We start from the raw sequence: 14,475 nt of genomic DNA, 5'->3' as shown, positions 1-14,475 counted from the left end.
TTCCTAGCGACCCGCACGACATCTTCGCGGAACTCATCCGGATAGGGCTTCGGCACAACGACATCCTTCCCACCTACCCCACAGGGCAAGCCAGTTCAGATGTCACCCGATCGTGCATCAGACCCGTTGGCCGAGGCGAGCGACTGGCAGAGCACCTGTACACCGAGGGCTGAGAAGAACCCTTCGGCGTTCGAGTGCATGTCCCAGCAGATGTAGTAGTCGCCGGGCGTCACCGGCGCAATCCGGGCCTCCAGGGTCACCGACCCGCCGGGGTTGACCTGCGAGGGCAGCGCTGTCGCGACCGTGTTGCCGAGTTCCTGCCACGAGGAGGTGTACAGGTGGTAGCGCAGCGAGTTCCCACTGGGAGTCCACGTGGAACTCCCGGTGTTGTTCACCGTGATCTTTGCGGCGCCCTCCTGCGTGGATGTCACTGGGCGCAGGATTCCGCCGCTCTGGTAGGTCGCCGCGTGGGGGGTGTAGGAAACTTCGAGCTTCACACCGCGGTTCGCGACCGTCGCGAACTTCTTCCAGGTGTTGGCGTCATTGAGCGCGGTGCGCACTGTCAGGCCGTAGTTGGCTTGTCCGTTCGCCCAGCGTTGGAGCGCGGCGGCGCCAGCGCTGTTGAAGTCGATGCCGGCCCAGGCGTCACCGCAGCCGTCGGCCTCGTTCCCGTAGCCGAATTTCGCGCTGCCGAGGACTTCACCGTAGCCAGGGCCGGGGTACCGGACCGTGGACGGGTTCCACGAGCCTGTGTTGGCGTGCACGGTCACCGTGCGCGGTGCCTGGCAGTCGTAGGTGTGGGTGTTCCACAGGTTGAGGCGGGCGCCGTTGATGGTGTTGCGGGCGAGCTTGCTGGACACCTCGCTGGTGTTCAGCAGGATCGCGGCGTTGTTGCAGACACCGCCATCGCAGTTGTAGCCGAGGCGGAAGACGTCGGTCTGGGTGTAGTTGCGGCCCTGGACGATGCTCACGGAGTTGGTGTCAGGAGTGACTACGACGGTCGGGTCGACCATGACGGGGTAGACCCGCGCGGGGTCGTCAAGCCAGGCGCGGTCGAGGGCGACGGTCAGCGTCCATCCGCCGCCGGGGCGGGGGTCGAGGGTGTACCGGACGCCGCCGCTGGTGGCGCCGTCCCCGGATCCGGGGTCGGTGGCGGAGTCCATCATCCAGCCCGCCGGGACCGTTGCCCGAACCTGTCCGGCCTGATCCTTCAGCTCGATGTTCCCAGCGGTGTCGAGGGCCGGGGTCAGTCCTTCGGTCCTGAGCGGAAAGGTCCAAATGTCGGGGGCCTGACGCGAGTGGAGGATGATCGTTTCTTTGAGCGCGCTCGCGTCGGCGGAGAGTTGGAGGTCCGCTTCGCTGCGCACGCCGGTGAAGGTCATGGTGTCGCCTGCTGCGGTCCCGGAGGTGGGCGCGGCGCCGTCGACCGAGAATCCGACCGACTGTCCTGGTCCGGTGCTCAACGTGGCGAGCGTGGGCGAGTTCGCCTGGTCGGCGATCTGTACGCGATGGCCGCTGGCCTTTGTCTCCCATGTCTGCGGCGGCGTGGCGCCGCCCGCGGAAGGCTGGGCTGCCTTGGCACCAAGAGGCGGTGCTGTCTGCGTCAGGCTGGTGTCGATCGTTTCCCAGCGCCCGTCACCGGTACGGAAGTTCACGGGTTCGTCCGACACCTGCAGGGTTCGGGTGCCGTCGGGGTTGGCGAATACCTGGGTGTGCGCTCCGCGTTCCTCGATCACCTCGGTGCGCCCGTCGGAGGGCGCAACCGCGCGCGGTCCGGGCTGCGTGCCTGCCGGCGCTTCCGCGGAGGTGAGTGATGTCGGGTTCCCCTGCGGTTGCTCGGCTAGGCCCACCGGCGTCGGAGGCTTAGAGGAATCGTTCCTGCCTGTGGACTCGACCGGCACTGGCAGGAGGGAGCTCTCTGTCGGCAATTCGCCGGGGCCCGCTTTGGGGGCGTTGCCAGCGCCGTCGGTGAACCGCGTCTGGTCGGCGCCCACGCGGTTCGATCGTCCGGCTGCCGAACCGTCTTGCTGAACAGGGCGGGGCTTCTTGACTCCGCCGGGGCGGCTGCCGTCGGCAGCCGCTGCGGAAACGGTTCCGCCAAGCAAGCCAGCGGTCAACGCGAGAACAGTCCCCAGAACCACCGACCCACGCGCACGTGCGCGCACCCCACCCCGCCGCATCGCTCTCCCCCACCAGGTGCATCCATTGCGACAAAACGATGTGATCAAAGTTGATCTAGTGACGGAAGCGCAAGATGTTCAAAGGGTTTGTCGACAAAATTATTGGCAGTCTTGCCCTTTCATGACTTTTCGTGGCTGCATGGGCATCACGGCGGACCGCCCCGCGAGCAACTGCGCCAACGATGCAGGAGAAGCGCCGCACGTAAGCGCCCGTTGTGATCAGGAAAGACACGAGAACGATGATTTTGCCTTTTGGCTTCGACAGCCGAGGTAGGGCCCCGATGCGCGGCCGCCCGAAGAAGCGGACGATGCTGGACGCAGGCCGCCGCCCGGAATCCCGTTCGGCGCAGGGTGGTTCACGCTCGCCGCGAGCGTTGACGTCTACCCCTGACTGGAGTTGATCGCGTACGCCCTGCCGCCGCCCGCCACCCGCCGGAGCCGGCCCGGAGCGACCCGCCGTAGGACGGCACGTCCTACGGCGGGTGGCCATGCCCAGTAGCCGTCCTCACGGCGCTCCGAACGCCTCGAAGAAGGCCTGCCCTGCGGACGCCGGTAACCGCTAAGCCTCGTGAATAGGCGCTCCGCCTGGTCGGCACCGGCCGACCGCTCGCCGACCCAGACCACGTGGGAATCACGACGCTGCCGTGCAGCCGCCGAACGATCCACGACGAGCGGGGATCCTCGCGAAGCAGCGGCCCTGCACGCCCTAAGGGTTGTCCCGTAAGTGATCTTGGAGTGTGCGGGGCCGCCGTGTGGTGCCGGGTTTTCCGGCGAGGGTGAGGTTGTGCAGGCGGGCGATGCCGAGCATGGCGTGGTGGACGCCATCGCCTATGAGGCGGCAGTCGCGCAGGATCTTCCAGGTCTTCATGCGGGCGAAGACGTGCTCGACGCGGACGCGGACGCGGCGGAAGGACGTGTTGTGTTCGTGTTTCCAGTCAGGGAGTTCGCCCTGGCCACGTTCGCGGCGGTGTGGGACGAGGACGCCGGTGCCGCGGTAGCCGGCGTCTCCGATCACCCGTGCGGTGCCGACCGCGGCTTTGGCACCGGATAACTGCCAGGCCCTGCAGTCGTTGCGGTTGCCGGTGACCGGCCGGCCGACCACGACGACCAGGCGGGCGTCGGTGTCGATGACGACCTGGTGGTTCGTGGAGTACCGGTAGTTCTTCGAGCGTTCAGCCACGGCGTGGTCGCGGGTGGGCACGAGCGTGCCGTCGACGATCAACACGGTGTCCTTGCGGAACCGTTTGCGCTGATGCAGCGCGAGCTTGGGGCCGAGGTGGTCGACGACGCGGTCAGCTGTGGACTTCGATATGCCGAGCAGCAGGGCGAGTTGGCGCAATGTCAGGTTCGTGCGCCAGTACACCGCGACGAGTAGCACCCGGTCTTCCAACGGCAACGCCCACGGCCGGCCTTTGCCGGGCCGGTCGATTCCTTCGCGGCGCAGCGCGGTCATCAGCATGCCGAACTGGCACGGGCTCAGCCCGGTGAACGGGGCTATCCAGGACGGCTCCGACGCCGTGATCACACCAGCCACGACGAGATCATCGCACTGCTGTGCCATCCCCTTCGGTTAGCGCAGCCCGGCAGCGTTCGACCTGCTCGGCCACCTGTTCCATGAACCAGCGCATGATCTCGTAGGGGATGACGTGCTCGTCGTGACTGTGGATGTGGACGGTCGGTTCCAGACCGGGGTCCTCGTCGGGAACGAAGGCCACCAGGAAGGCGCGGCCGGGCAAATGGGTCGTCGCATTGGGGATCTCAGCCCACGCGGCGGGCGCAGGTACGGCCTCGCTCAGCTCCACGGCCCAAGCATCGTCGGGCAGGGCGTAGTGGAACTGGATGGCGTAGTGACGACCGGCATGTTCGCGTAGCTCCACTGGCATGACGGCAGACTGCCACAGCACGAGATCAGAGTCTCCGGGATACCGGCTGAACCCTCGTCACCTGAGGCCCGGTCTCCCCTCCGTCCGAGTCAACCTGGCTTTACGGGACAACCCTTAGACTTGAACACACAGAGCCACGTCCTCGGGGACCACACCGGGACCACACGCCATGCGCAGCCACGGACAAAGCACATCCAACCGCACGACGCAAAGTGCAGTGTGATGCACGTGAACTGGCAAGATACTGCGGGCACTTGACTGGGGGTCAAGGGGTCGCAGGTTCAAATCCTGTCGTCCCGACCAGCGTTTACGCAGGTCGGAGGCCGTTCTCTCCACGAGGAGAGGGCGGCCTTTCCGGTATCCGTGGGCGTGGTGGTCGCAGGGTGGTCGCATTCCGGCACCGGCCGACCAGCCCCGTTCACCGACTCACCGTCGAACAAGGTGAGATCAGCCGCTCCGCCTTCCCTGCCTGCGTCTTCTGGTGGTCGCAGGGTGGTCGCGGGCTCGAACGGCGGCCGAGCAGCAGCGCGGGTGGGGTTCATCAGATCGGTGACTTGCCGTAGCCAGCCGCGAGGCTCCGGCGGCAGCGCGCCACGCGCACTCGACAACAGACCGCCCGTCGCGAGGTGCTCCTCGGCCTGCGCAAGGACCCGCTGAATGGTGACGACGGCGGCGCGCGCGGCCGGCCTCGTGAGATGGGCGTAGATGTTCGCCGTCGTCGACAACGTCGAATGCCGCAGCGTCTTCGACACCACCACCAGCGGCACCCCCGCGGCGATGGTGAGGGTCGCGGCCAAGTGCCGCAGGTCGTGCATCGTGATCCGCGGCAACCCGGCTTCGGCAGACAGCCGCCGGAACCGGTCGAGCAACGTCTGCGGCCGCAGCGGACGCCCGTCCGGTCGGGTGAACACCAGATCGGCGAACTGCCCACTTCGCGGATCGGCCGCGTCGCGGCGCTGCTGGGCCGCACGACGCTGCAAGGCCTCGCCGACGCGGCCCGAAATGGCCGCCCAGTTCCGGCTGTTCCGGGTCTTCGGGGACGTGACGACCAGACGATTGTTGTCCACGCACGACAGGGTGTACCGAACGTAGAGCACCCCCGCGTCCAAGTGCACGTCGTCCCAATGCAGGCCCAGCGCCTCGCCCTTGCGCATCCCGGTCCCGATCAGCACCTCACACAGATCTCCCATCAACGGGTCGTGCACATGGGCGTATTCCAAGAATCGCGCCGCTTCACCGGCAGTCCACACGACCCGCTCGGGGCTCGGCGGCCGACGCATCACCGGCGGGGACGCAGGGTTCGACGCCAACCGGTGGTGCCGGACCGCATCCCCAAGCGCGCTGGAGAGCGTGGCCATGCACCGGTATACCGTGGTGCGGCCGCGCCCTGCCGCGAGCTGCCGGCGCACCAGAGCCAGGATCTGCCGATGCCCCAGGTCGTCCAGCCGCAGCGTGCCCAGAGCCGGGATCAAGTCGTTGGTCACGTAGTCGCGGTAGCGGGCATACGTCCTCGGCTTCAGCGTCAGTTCCTTCGCCGCAAGCCAGCCCTCGAGGTACTCCTCGACCGTCTGATTGGGATCGGCGTCGTAGCCCCCCGCCTCTCCGTCGAGGACACGCCGCAACGCCATCCTGGCGGCTGATTCACTGCCGAACCCACTCCGCCGCACCGTCGTGCGAACGCCACGCGGGGCCGGAACATCGACCGCGAATGCCCACGTCCCATGTGCAGGGTCGGAGGCGAGTCCGGGGCAGCGGGCACCGAGCTGACGCCGATCGGAGTCACGGCAACCGCAGCGCCGGTAGACACGGCCACGGGTGGAGGAACGCATAGTGATCGCCTCCGCTGGAGCAGGTTCCCCGGGGAATCCCAGTGTCCACCCGCCGCGACCACCGAACCGGAGACCGACCACCTGACGTGTGCATTCCCCCTTGTCGTAGCGTCAAGTGCGCTGAGTTCACACCATGCGCGGCGCGTACGATCGCGCGACGGTACGGCACACGTCCCGGCGGCGCCGTCGCGGACGCCCTGGTGCGATTCGAGCAGGCTGTCGGCGGCCGATCCCATCAAGCCCGCGACGGCACGCCGGCCGACCGCCGCCTGGCACTTGCGGAGTCGAGGCGTCCGCAGGATCCGGACCCACCGGTGGCCGCCACGTCCCTGTGCCTCGGAGTCGGAGGCTCTCCCCCGCGGAGGTCAGGGGCGCTGGACGTCGAGTTTTCCTTCGGCATAGATCGCCCGCATGCGCTTCTTGTCGAATTTTCCGACGCTGGTGAGGGGTAGTTCGTCGAGCTGGACCCAGCGTTCGGGGACCCACCACTTCGGGACGGACTCCAGCAGGGTGTCGCGGAGGTCCGCGAGAGTGGCCTGGGCTCCTTCGCGGAGAACGACGAGAACGCACGGCCTTTCATCCCAGCGGTCGTCCGGGACGCCGATGACCGCGGCCTGGAGGACGTCGGGGTGGCGGGCGACGGCGAGTTCGAGTTCGTTGGAGGAGATCCATTCGCCGCCGGACTTGATGACGTCTTTGGCGCGGTCGGTGAGTGTGACATAGCCGAGGGGGTCCAGGGTGCCGACGTCGCCTGTCCGGAGCCATCCGTCACGGAACTTGTCGTCCCCTTCGGCGCGAAGGTACGAGTCGGCGATCCACGGGCCGCGCAGCTCGAACTCGCCGACAGTGCGGCCGTCCGCGGGGAGTACCTCACCCGTGTCGGGTTGGACCAGGCGGATGTCCACGCCCGCCAGGACACGCCCCTGACCGTCGCCGCGGCGCTCAGGGTCGGGGTTCTCGTCGTCGCGGGGCGGGCGGTTCATGGTGATGAGCGGCGACGTCTCAGTCATGCCCCAGCCTTGCAGGGCTTGGACGCCGTAGCGGGCGAGGCCCGCGCGGAGGGTCCGCGGAATGGGTGCGCCGCCGAGGATGACGCGGTCGAGGGTGCCGAAGTCGCCACCGGGGTCGGCGTCGACGTGGTTGAGGATCTCGTTCCATACGGTGGGGACGCCGTTGGAGAAGGTGGGTCGATAGCGGCCGATGGCGGCGATCACGGTATCCGGGTCCACGCGGCGGTTGCAGAGCAGCAGGTCGCCGCCGGCCCAGAGCGTCGCGTACGGGTAGCCCCAGGCGTTCGCGTGGAACATCGGGGTGATGATGTAGCCGCAGTCTCGAGAGCCGAGCGCGACGGCGTTGGCCGTACAGAGCGACAGCGCGTGGATCCATATGGATCGGTGGCTGTAGGCAACACCTTTAGGGTCACCGGTGGTTCCGGTGGTGAAGCACAAAGTCGCAGCCGCCTTCTCGGAGATCTGCGGCCACGCGAACGCGGTGGGTCGACCGGCCACAACGTCCGTGTACCGGAGGACCTCGGCACGGAATCCGCCGACCGCCTCCTCGGTCGACTCGCCGACGACCAGGACGGTGTGCACCGTGGGCAGCCGGTCCGCGATTTCGGCCAGCCTGTCGAGGAACGACGCGTCGACCACGACGACTTCGTCGGCCGCGTGGTTGATCGTGTAGACGAGCTGTTCGGCGGACAAGCGCGGGTTGATGGTGTGCAGGAGTGCACCCATCGCCGGGACGGCGAAGTACATCTCCAGGTGCTCGCGGGTGTTCCAGAGCAACGATCCCACGACGGAACCGGGACCTATGCCCAGCTCGCGAAGGCCGTGCGCCAAGGCCGCGGCGTGGCCGGCCAGGTCTCCGTACGCCAGCTCGGTCGCGTCCGCGCCGACGGTGCGCACGGTGCGGGCCGCGTGCCACGTCGATCCGTGCCGCAGGATGTCCGCCACGGTCAGCGTGCCGTCGCCGATGCTGCTGCCGGGGTTCTGAGCCATGTCGTCCTACCTCCGTTGGTGCCCGGCGCTGCGCTTCGGCAGCCGACAGCGCCTGTCAGCAGAAACTGATTCTGCTGAGAGGAATTAGAGCGGTCAAGGGTCGGAGGGTGCTTCAGGCGCGCCGCAGGCGGTCATCCGCGGCCGGAAAACGGTCGAGCCGACCCCGCCGCGATCGGCGGGGTCGGCTCCAGGTCGACAATGAGCGGTCAGACGAGATTCGTTTCCAGCTCCTCCGCCGCCGTCTTCAGAGACTCCGCGATCTCCTTCCGCAGCGTCGCGGTCATCCGGTAGGTCGGCACCGACACGTTGAGGCAGTAAAGCGTGCCGCTGGGGCTTTCGAGAGCCACCGCGACCGACGCGACACCCTCCTCGTTCTCCTCCTGGCTGGTCGCATAGCCACGTTTCCGGGTCCGCTGGACTTCCTGCTCCAGCCGGGTCCGGGTGGAGATGGTGTTCGCGGTCACCGCCTCCAGCTCTTCGTCGGGGAACAGCTCGCGCAGGTCCTCCGGCGGCAGCCGGCTCAGCATGGCCTTGCCACTGGACGTGGCGTGCGCCGGAACCACCTTGCCGACGCGCGAGCTGACGCGTACCGCGCGGGAGCTTTCGACCGCGTCGAGGAAATTGACCGTGTCGGCGTCAAGCCGCCCCAGGTGCACGGTCTCGCCGAACTCCTTGTTCAGGCGTTCGAGCGTCGGGCGCACCCGGGTGCGCACATCCACCTGCCGCACGATCGCGGAGGCGATGGTGCTGAGCGCCGGCCCCGGCTCGTAGGCGCGCGTGGCGGGGTTCTGCCGGACGAATTCGCGGTACTGGAGCATCGCCAGCAGCCGGTGCGCGGTGGACGAGGCGACCCCCAGGTGGGAGCTGGCGTCCGTCAGCCGGATCTGGCGGTGGTCGCCGAACCAGAGCAGAAGCCGCAAGGCGTTGTCGACGGATTCAATCGGGTACTGCGGCGCCTTCTGCCGCCCCCGCTCCTGCTGGTTCTCTGCCATCCGCCGTCGGGGCCAGGGCTGTGGCAAGCCCCCGGCCCGCCTCCTTTCGCGTGCGTGCGACGCCGCGCACAGTGCCTGCCCGGTTCCTCCCGGGCATCCCGGGACTTCCTCGCGCGGCCGTCGGACCTCGGTCGCACCCCACTTTATCGCCGACCTGCACCGACTCTCGGGCTTGCCCGAAGAACTCTCTTGTGTAGAGAATGCCTCTGCCAAGCAGAACTATGATCGGGGCTGGGCCGTCATGCGAGATCACGAAACCCTCTTCGCGGATGTGCGCCGTGGGATGACTCCCGCGTACGTGTACAACGACCGCGAGATCTTCGAGCTGGAGAAGGAACGGCTCTTCAGCCGGGCATGGCTCTTCGTCGGCCATGAATCCGAGATCCCCGAGCCGGGCGACTACGTCGTGCGCCGCGTCCTCGAAGACTCGTTCATCCTCGCCCGCGGCAACGACGGCGAGGTGCGGGCGATGTTCAACATGTGCCTGCACCGCGGCATGCAGGTGTGCCGGGCGGAGATGGGCAACGCGACCCACTTCCGCTGCCCGTACCACGGCTGGTCCTACCGCAACGACGGTCGGATCGTCGGCCTGCCGTTCCACCAGGAGGCGTACGGCGGCGAGGCCGGATTCCGCCGGAAGGGGCAGGCGCTGCTGCCTGCCCCCGCACTCGACACCTACAACGGGCTGATCTTCGTCAGCCTCGACCCCGAGGCGCCGCCGCTGCGCGAGTACCTGGGCGACTTCACCTTCTTCCTGGACTACTACACCAAGCAGTCCTCGGGCGGCATCGAGCTGCGCGGACCGCAGCGCTGGCGGGTGAAGGCGAACTGGAAGATCGGCGTCGAGAACTTCGCCGGCGACATGTACCACACGCCGCAGACCCACACGAGCGTCGTGGAGATCGGCCTCTTCCGCGAGCCCAAGGCGGAGAAACGCAAGGACGGCTGCACCTACTGGGCCGGCCGCGGCGGCGGCACCACCTACAAGCTGCCGCCCGGCACGCTGGAGGAACGACTGCGCTACGTCGGCTACCCCGACGCGATGATCGCCCGGATGAAGGAGATGTGGTCGCCCGAGCAGCAGGCGCTGATCGGCGACAACGGCTTCATGGTTTCCGCGGCGTCCGCGTTCCCGAACCTGAGCTTCGTGCACAACTGGCCCAAGGTCGAGGACTCCGACGACGTCCTGCCCTTCATCTCCATACGCCAGTGGCAGCCGATCAGCGAGGACGAGACCGAGGTCCTGTCCTGGTTCGCGGTCGACAAGGACGCACCGGAGGAGTTCAAGGCGCTGTCCTACAAGGCGTACCTCATGTGCTTCGGCAGCTCGGGCATGTTCGAGCAGGACGACGTCGAGAACTGGGTGTCGCTCACCAGCACCGCGGGCGGCTCGATGGCCCGGCAGCTGCTGCTCAACAACCGCATGGGCATCCTGTCCGACGACACCCCCGTCGTCCCGGCGCTGGCCCCGGAGCAGTTTGCGGGCCCCGGCGTCGCCCGCGTGGGCTACGGCGAGTACAACCAGCGGTTCCTCATGGCGGACTGGGCCGACCACCTCGAACGCCCGGCTCCGGTTCGGCCCCGGGTGGAGGTCGGAACGCCGGATGCTCCGCGCACCGCCTCCTGCACCGATGACGACACCGCGGAGGCCTGACGATGAACCCCCATCACATCCGCGTCGACTCCCGGCAGTCCCCGCTGGGAGCGCACGCCTCCACGACCACCCGCGTCGGCGCGTCGCTCGCCTTCGACGACCCCCGGCACCTCACCGCGCACAAGTGGCTCGTCGACGAGGCCTACCTGCTCGACACCCAGGACTACACCGCCTGGCTCGACGTCCTCACCGAGGACATCCACTACTTCATGCCGGTCAAAGTGACCACCGCCCTCGGCACCGGGTACGACACCTCCCCCGGCATGGCGCACTTCGACGAGAACCTCTACTCGCTGCGGCAGCGCGTCGCCCGGTTCGCCACCGAGCACGCGTGGACCGAGGACCCGCCGTCCCGCCTGCGCCACTTCGTCACGAACGTGCGGACCTTCGCGACCGAGAACGCGAACGAACTCGTCGTCGAGTCCGCCGTGCTGCTGTTCCGCAGCCGCGGCGACGTCGTCGAGTCCGCACTCGTGTCGGCGGGCCGCGAAGACCTGCTCCGCCGGGACGCCGACGGCGAATGGCGGCTCGCCCGCCGACTGATCGCCGCCGACGAATCCGTCATCCGCATGCAGAACCTGGCGATCTTCCTGTGACCGCCGAACGGGAGGCCGACGCGGTGGAGCACGGCGAGACGCAATCACCGGCGACTCGGCGGCAGCGGTTCCTCGACCATGCCGTGGGCGAACCCCTCGTGATCGCCAACGAGTTCTCCGAAATCCACGTGTACAGCGTGCGGACCCGCAACGGGCTGCGCCTGCTCGTCGACTCCCCGAAGTCCGGCCAGTGGGTCACCCTCGACCCGCTGGAGCTGGAAGCCCTGACGTGGCAGGGACCGGCGACGTTCTCCGCGATGGTCGGCCACCCGTTCGAGTCACTGATCAAGGAGGACCCCGCATGACCGGCTGGTTGGACGGGCAGCGGGCCCTCGTCGTCGGCGGCGGCTCCGGGATCGGACGGGCCGTCGTGGACGCCTTCCGCGCCGAAGGCGCGCGCGTCGCCGTCCTGGAGCGCGACCTGGGCAAATGCGCCCTCCTCGCCGACGAGCTGCCCGATGCCCCAGTCGTGGCCGGTGACGCCACCCGGCCCGCGGACAACCGGGCAGCGGTCGCGCGCGCCGTCGAAGCGTTCGGCGGACTGGACGTTCTGGTCAGCTGCGTGGGCATCTTCGACTTCTACCGCGGTCTGGGCGACCTCGCCGAGGACGAGATCGACGACGCATTCGACGAGATCTTCTCCGTCAACGTCAAGAGCCACCTCCACTCGGTGAAGGCGGCACTACCGGAGCTGCGCAAGTCACGCGGATCGGTGATCCTGACCGAGTCGACCTCGGCCTACTACCCGGGCCGCGGCGGGGTCTTGTATGTCGCGTCCAAGCACGCCGTCCGCGGCCTGGTCACCGCCCTCGCCCACGAACTCGCCCCCGATGTCCGGGTCAACGCGGTCGCTCCCGGCGGGACCATGAACACCGACCTGCGCGGCGCCGGCGCGCTGGGCCTCGGAGACAGGCGGCTGAACGACACGCCGGGGCGTGAGGCCGAACTCGCCGGCCGAGTGCCCTTGGGCATCGCCATGTCCGGGGCGGACCACGCGTGGAGCTACGTCTTCCTGGCGTCGCGACGTGCCCGGGGCATCACCGGCGATGTCACCCATTCCGACGGCGGCATCCGCATCAAGTGACGGGCCGTCATGACGGGCTTTCCGAACACGATTTCCGCAATTCTCAAGCAGGAGTGAGGCACATGGCAGTCATCAGGGCCGATCTGGGGGCGTGCCAGGGATACGCGAACTGCGTTGTCGGCGCCGACGATTACTTCGACATCGACGACGACGGAATCGTCGTCGTGCTCAAGGCCGAGGTACCGGACGCCGACCGCAAACGCGTTGAGGAGGCGGCCCGCAGCTGCCCGGTCTCCGCACTCAAGGTGACCGACGCATGACGCACACACTCATCATCGGCGGCTCGGTCGGCGGCGTCCGCACCGCGCAGGCACTGCGCGCGGGCGGCTACGGCGGGCGCATCACCATCGCCGAGGCGGAGACGGAAGCGCCATACGACAAGCCCCCGCTGAGCAAGGGTCTCCTGACCGGTTCGGCCGGACCGGAGGACATCCGGTTGCTGACGCCGGAACAGGCCGAGGCCGCGGACATCGACCTGCGGCTCGGCGTGCGCGCCGCCGCGCTCGATCCGCAACACCGCATCGCGTCCTTCGACGACGGCAGCAGCCTCGGATATGACCACCTGGTGATCGCCACTGGTGCCGCCGCCCGCCGTTCCCCCTGGGGAGACCGCGATGGCGTGCGCGTGGTGCGAAGCCTGGCCGACGCCGCCGCCCTGCGCCACGACCTCACCGCCGGCGGCGCGCTCGTCGTGGTCGGCGCCGGGTTCATCGGGGCCGAGGTCGCCGCCACCGGGCGGCGGCTCGGACTCGACGTGACGATGGTCGATCCGCAGCCGCTCCCGATGACCAGGTCGTTGAGCGCCGACGTCGCCGCCGCGGCGATGGCCATGCACGAGGACGCCGGGGTCCGGTGCCTGATGGGCGTCGGCGTGACCGGCATCTCGGGAGGCCCAGGGCACCTGGCGGTTGCCTTGGACGACGGCACCGAACTGAAGGCCGCGACCGTGGTCGTCGGCATCGGCGCGGTCCCCAACGAAGGCTGGCTCGCGGGGTCCGGACTCACCCTGGACAACGGTGTGGTCTGCGACGAGTACTGCCGAGCCGTCGGTGCCGCCGACATCTACGCCGTCGGCGACGTGGCACGGTGGTTCGACCGCGCCCGCGGCCGCCACGTCCGTGCCGAACACTGGACCAACGCGGTCGACCAGGCAGCCTGCGCGGCCCACAACATCCTCAACCCTTCCGACCCACGGGCCTATGAGCCGGTCGAGTTCGTGTGGAGCGACCAGCACGACTGGAAGATGCAGCTGGTCGGCGACACTTCCGGTCTTGCCGCCACCACGCTGCTCGGCGATGCCACAGCCGACCGGCGCTTCGCGGCGCTGTACGCCGACGGACGGGGCGGCCTCCGCGGCGCCGTCGTCGTCAACTGGCCCCGCGTGATGGTGCAGTGCCGCAAGGCGATGCGCGAAGGAACGTCCTGGGACGACATCGAAACCGGTCTGCGCGCCATCGCGGACACGACCGCCCGCTCGGAGGCCCGCCCATGAGCCCGACCCCGGAACAGCGCGAACTCGTGGCGCAGGCCTGTCGCGTGCTCGCCGCACGCGGGCTTGCCGACGGCATCCTCGGCCACATCAGCCTGCGCATCGACGCCGACACCCTGCTCGTACGCTGCCGCGGGCCGCGGGAACGCGGACTCGCGTTCACCACTGCTGCCGACATCCACTGGGTGGACCTCGACGGAGCACCCGCGGCCCCGGACGAGCTTGCCGACGGCCACACGGTCCCCAACGAACTCCCCCTGCACACCGAGCTGCTGCGCCGACACCCGGACGTCGACGCGGTCGTGCACGCACACCCGCCCACCGTCGTGGCCGCCGACCTGGCGGGCCTCCTGGTCCGCCCGATCCTGGGGTCCTTCGACATCCCCGGCGCGCACCTCGCCGCCGGCGGCGTCCCCGTCTACCCGAGATCGGTGCTGGTGCGCAGCCGTGCGCTCGCCGCGGAGGTGTCCGAGGCCATGGCGGGCCGGCCTGTGGTCATCCTGCGCGGGCATGGCCTCACCAGTGCGGCGGACACGGTCGAGCGTGCGGTGCTCCAGGCGATCAGCGTCGACACGATCAGCCGGATCTCCCTCCAGGTGGCGTCCGCGGGCGGCACCCTGGTCGACATCGCGGAGGAGGACTGGGCGGACCTGCCCGACCTCGGCGGATCGTTCAACGTGGCCACATCGTGGCGCCACGAACTCGCGCGCCTGCACGACTGCGGCTGCTGACCAGCCGTTGCCTCGTGTATCCGGCGCGACAACGCGG

The 14,475-nt window shown here is 68.7% G+C and carries 13 protein-coding genes; 7 read left to right on the top strand and 6 right to left on the bottom strand.

Annotation, left to right across the window (positions count from 1 at the left end; translation table 11 throughout):
• Window positions 1–95: 95 nt before the first annotated feature.
• From ABEA93_RS39410 to ABEA93_RS39385, 6 genes are all read right to left on the bottom strand, one after another.
• Window positions 96–1,994, bottom strand: coding sequence for a DNRLRE domain-containing protein (locus ABEA93_RS39410; protein ID WP_345680806.1), 1,899 nt, complete (start codon window positions 1,992–1,994; stop codon window positions 96–98).
• A gap of 892 nt (window positions 1,995–2,886) precedes the next feature.
• Complete coding sequence (locus ABEA93_RS39405) at window positions 2,887–3,714, bottom strand: transposase (protein ID WP_345680805.1); 828 nt, start codon at window positions 3,712–3,714, stop codon at window positions 2,887–2,889.
• A 7-nt stretch (window positions 3,715–3,721) separates the two neighbouring features.
• Window positions 3,722–4,084, bottom strand: coding sequence for a hypothetical protein (locus ABEA93_RS39400; RefSeq protein WP_345680804.1), 363 nt, complete (start codon window positions 4,082–4,084; stop codon window positions 3,722–3,724).
• Between the two features lie 260 nt (window positions 4,085–4,344).
• Complete coding sequence (locus ABEA93_RS39395) at window positions 4,345–5,685, bottom strand: tyrosine-type recombinase/integrase (protein WP_345680803.1); 1,341 nt, start codon at window positions 5,683–5,685, stop codon at window positions 4,345–4,347.
• Window positions 5,686–6,257: 572 nt separating this feature from the next.
• Window positions 6,258–7,892 (bottom strand): long-chain-fatty-acid--CoA ligase, encoded by a 1,635-nt coding sequence (locus tag ABEA93_RS39390; protein ID WP_345680802.1) that lies wholly within the window; start codon window positions 7,890–7,892, stop codon window positions 6,258–6,260.
• A 206-nt stretch (window positions 7,893–8,098) separates the two neighbouring features.
• Complete coding sequence (locus tag ABEA93_RS39385; RefSeq protein ID WP_345680801.1) at window positions 8,099–8,884, bottom strand: IclR family transcriptional regulator; 786 nt, start codon at window positions 8,882–8,884, stop codon at window positions 8,099–8,101.
• A 283-nt stretch (window positions 8,885–9,167) separates the two neighbouring features.
• Here ABEA93_RS39385 and ABEA93_RS39380 point away from each other — a divergent pair, with 283 nt between their 5' ends.
• From ABEA93_RS39380 to phtC, 7 genes are all read left to right on the top strand, one after another.
• The gene (locus ABEA93_RS39380) at window positions 9,168–10,538 is read left to right on the top strand and encodes a Rieske 2Fe-2S domain-containing protein (protein ID WP_345680800.1); all 1,371 of its coding nucleotides are present in this window, start codon (window positions 9,168–9,170) and stop codon (window positions 10,536–10,538) included.
• Window positions 10,539–10,540: 2 nt separating this feature from the next.
• Entirely contained in the window at window positions 10,541–11,134 is a 594-nt protein-coding gene (locus ABEA93_RS39375) for a 3-phenylpropionate/cinnamic acid dioxygenase subunit beta (RefSeq protein ID WP_345680799.1), read from the top strand.
• Window positions 11,131–11,439 carry a hypothetical protein gene (locus ABEA93_RS39370; RefSeq protein ID WP_345680798.1) on the top strand — a complete coding sequence of 103 codons (309 nt, stop codon included), beginning with the start codon at window positions 11,131–11,133 and terminating at the stop codon, window positions 11,437–11,439. The genes ABEA93_RS39375 and ABEA93_RS39370 overlap by 4 nt, the downstream gene beginning before the upstream one ends.
• On the top strand, window positions 11,436–12,218 hold the full coding sequence (hcaB, locus tag ABEA93_RS39365; protein ID WP_345680797.1) for a 3-(cis-5,6-dihydroxycyclohexa-1,3-dien-1-yl)propanoate dehydrogenase: 783 nt from the start codon (window positions 11,436–11,438) through the stop codon (window positions 12,216–12,218). Before ABEA93_RS39370 ends, hcaB begins: the two co-directional genes overlap by 4 nt.
• A 62-nt stretch (window positions 12,219–12,280) precedes the next feature.
• Window positions 12,281–12,478, top strand: a complete 198-nt coding sequence (locus ABEA93_RS39360; RefSeq protein ID WP_345680796.1) for a ferredoxin — start codon at window positions 12,281–12,283, stop codon at window positions 12,476–12,478.
• Entirely contained in the window at window positions 12,475–13,710 is a 1,236-nt protein-coding gene (locus ABEA93_RS39355) for an NAD(P)/FAD-dependent oxidoreductase (RefSeq protein WP_345680795.1), read from the top strand. Before ABEA93_RS39360 ends, ABEA93_RS39355 begins: the two co-directional genes overlap by 4 nt.
• On the top strand, window positions 13,707–14,438 hold the full coding sequence (gene phtC / locus ABEA93_RS39350) for a 3,4-dihydroxyphthalate decarboxylase (RefSeq protein WP_345680794.1): 732 nt from the start codon (window positions 13,707–13,709) through the stop codon (window positions 14,436–14,438). Before ABEA93_RS39355 ends, phtC begins: the two co-directional genes overlap by 4 nt.
• Window positions 14,439–14,475 lie beyond the last annotated feature (37 nt).

Origin of the sequence: Yinghuangia aomiensis, assembly GCF_039542225.1 — a bacterium.
GTDB lineage: Bacteria > Actinomycetota > Actinomycetes > Streptomycetales > Streptomycetaceae > Yinghuangia > Yinghuangia aomiensis.
This window is presented reverse-complemented; position numbering and strand designations above follow the sequence as displayed.

Excerpts from the sequence above, each read along its gene's own strand:
- phtC (WP_345680794.1), top strand. The coding sequence starts at position 13,707 with ATGAGCCCGACCCCGGAACAGCGCGAACTCGTGGCGCAGGCCTGTCGC.
- ABEA93_RS39380 (WP_345680800.1), top strand. The coding sequence starts at position 9,168 with ATGACTCCCGCGTACGTGTACAACGACCGCGAGATCTTCGAGCTGGAG.
- hcaB (WP_345680797.1), top strand. The coding sequence starts at position 11,436 with ATGACCGGCTGGTTGGACGGGCAGCGGGCCCTCGTCGTCGGCGGCGGC.
- ABEA93_RS39390 (WP_345680802.1), bottom strand. The coding sequence starts at position 7,892 with ATGGCTCAGAACCCCGGCAGCAGCATCGGCGACGGCACGCTGACCGTG.
- ABEA93_RS39355 (WP_345680795.1), top strand. The coding sequence starts at position 12,475 with ATGACGCACACACTCATCATCGGCGGCTCGGTCGGCGGCGTCCGCACC.
- ABEA93_RS39360 (WP_345680796.1), top strand. The coding sequence starts at position 12,281 with ATGGCAGTCATCAGGGCCGATCTGGGGGCGTGCCAGGGATACGCGAAC.
- ABEA93_RS39375 (WP_345680799.1), top strand. The coding sequence starts at position 10,541 with ATGAACCCCCATCACATCCGCGTCGACTCCCGGCAGTCCCCGCTGGGA.
- ABEA93_RS39385 (WP_345680801.1), bottom strand. The coding sequence starts at position 8,884 with ATGGCAGAGAACCAGCAGGAGCGGGGGCGGCAGAAGGCGCCGCAGTAC.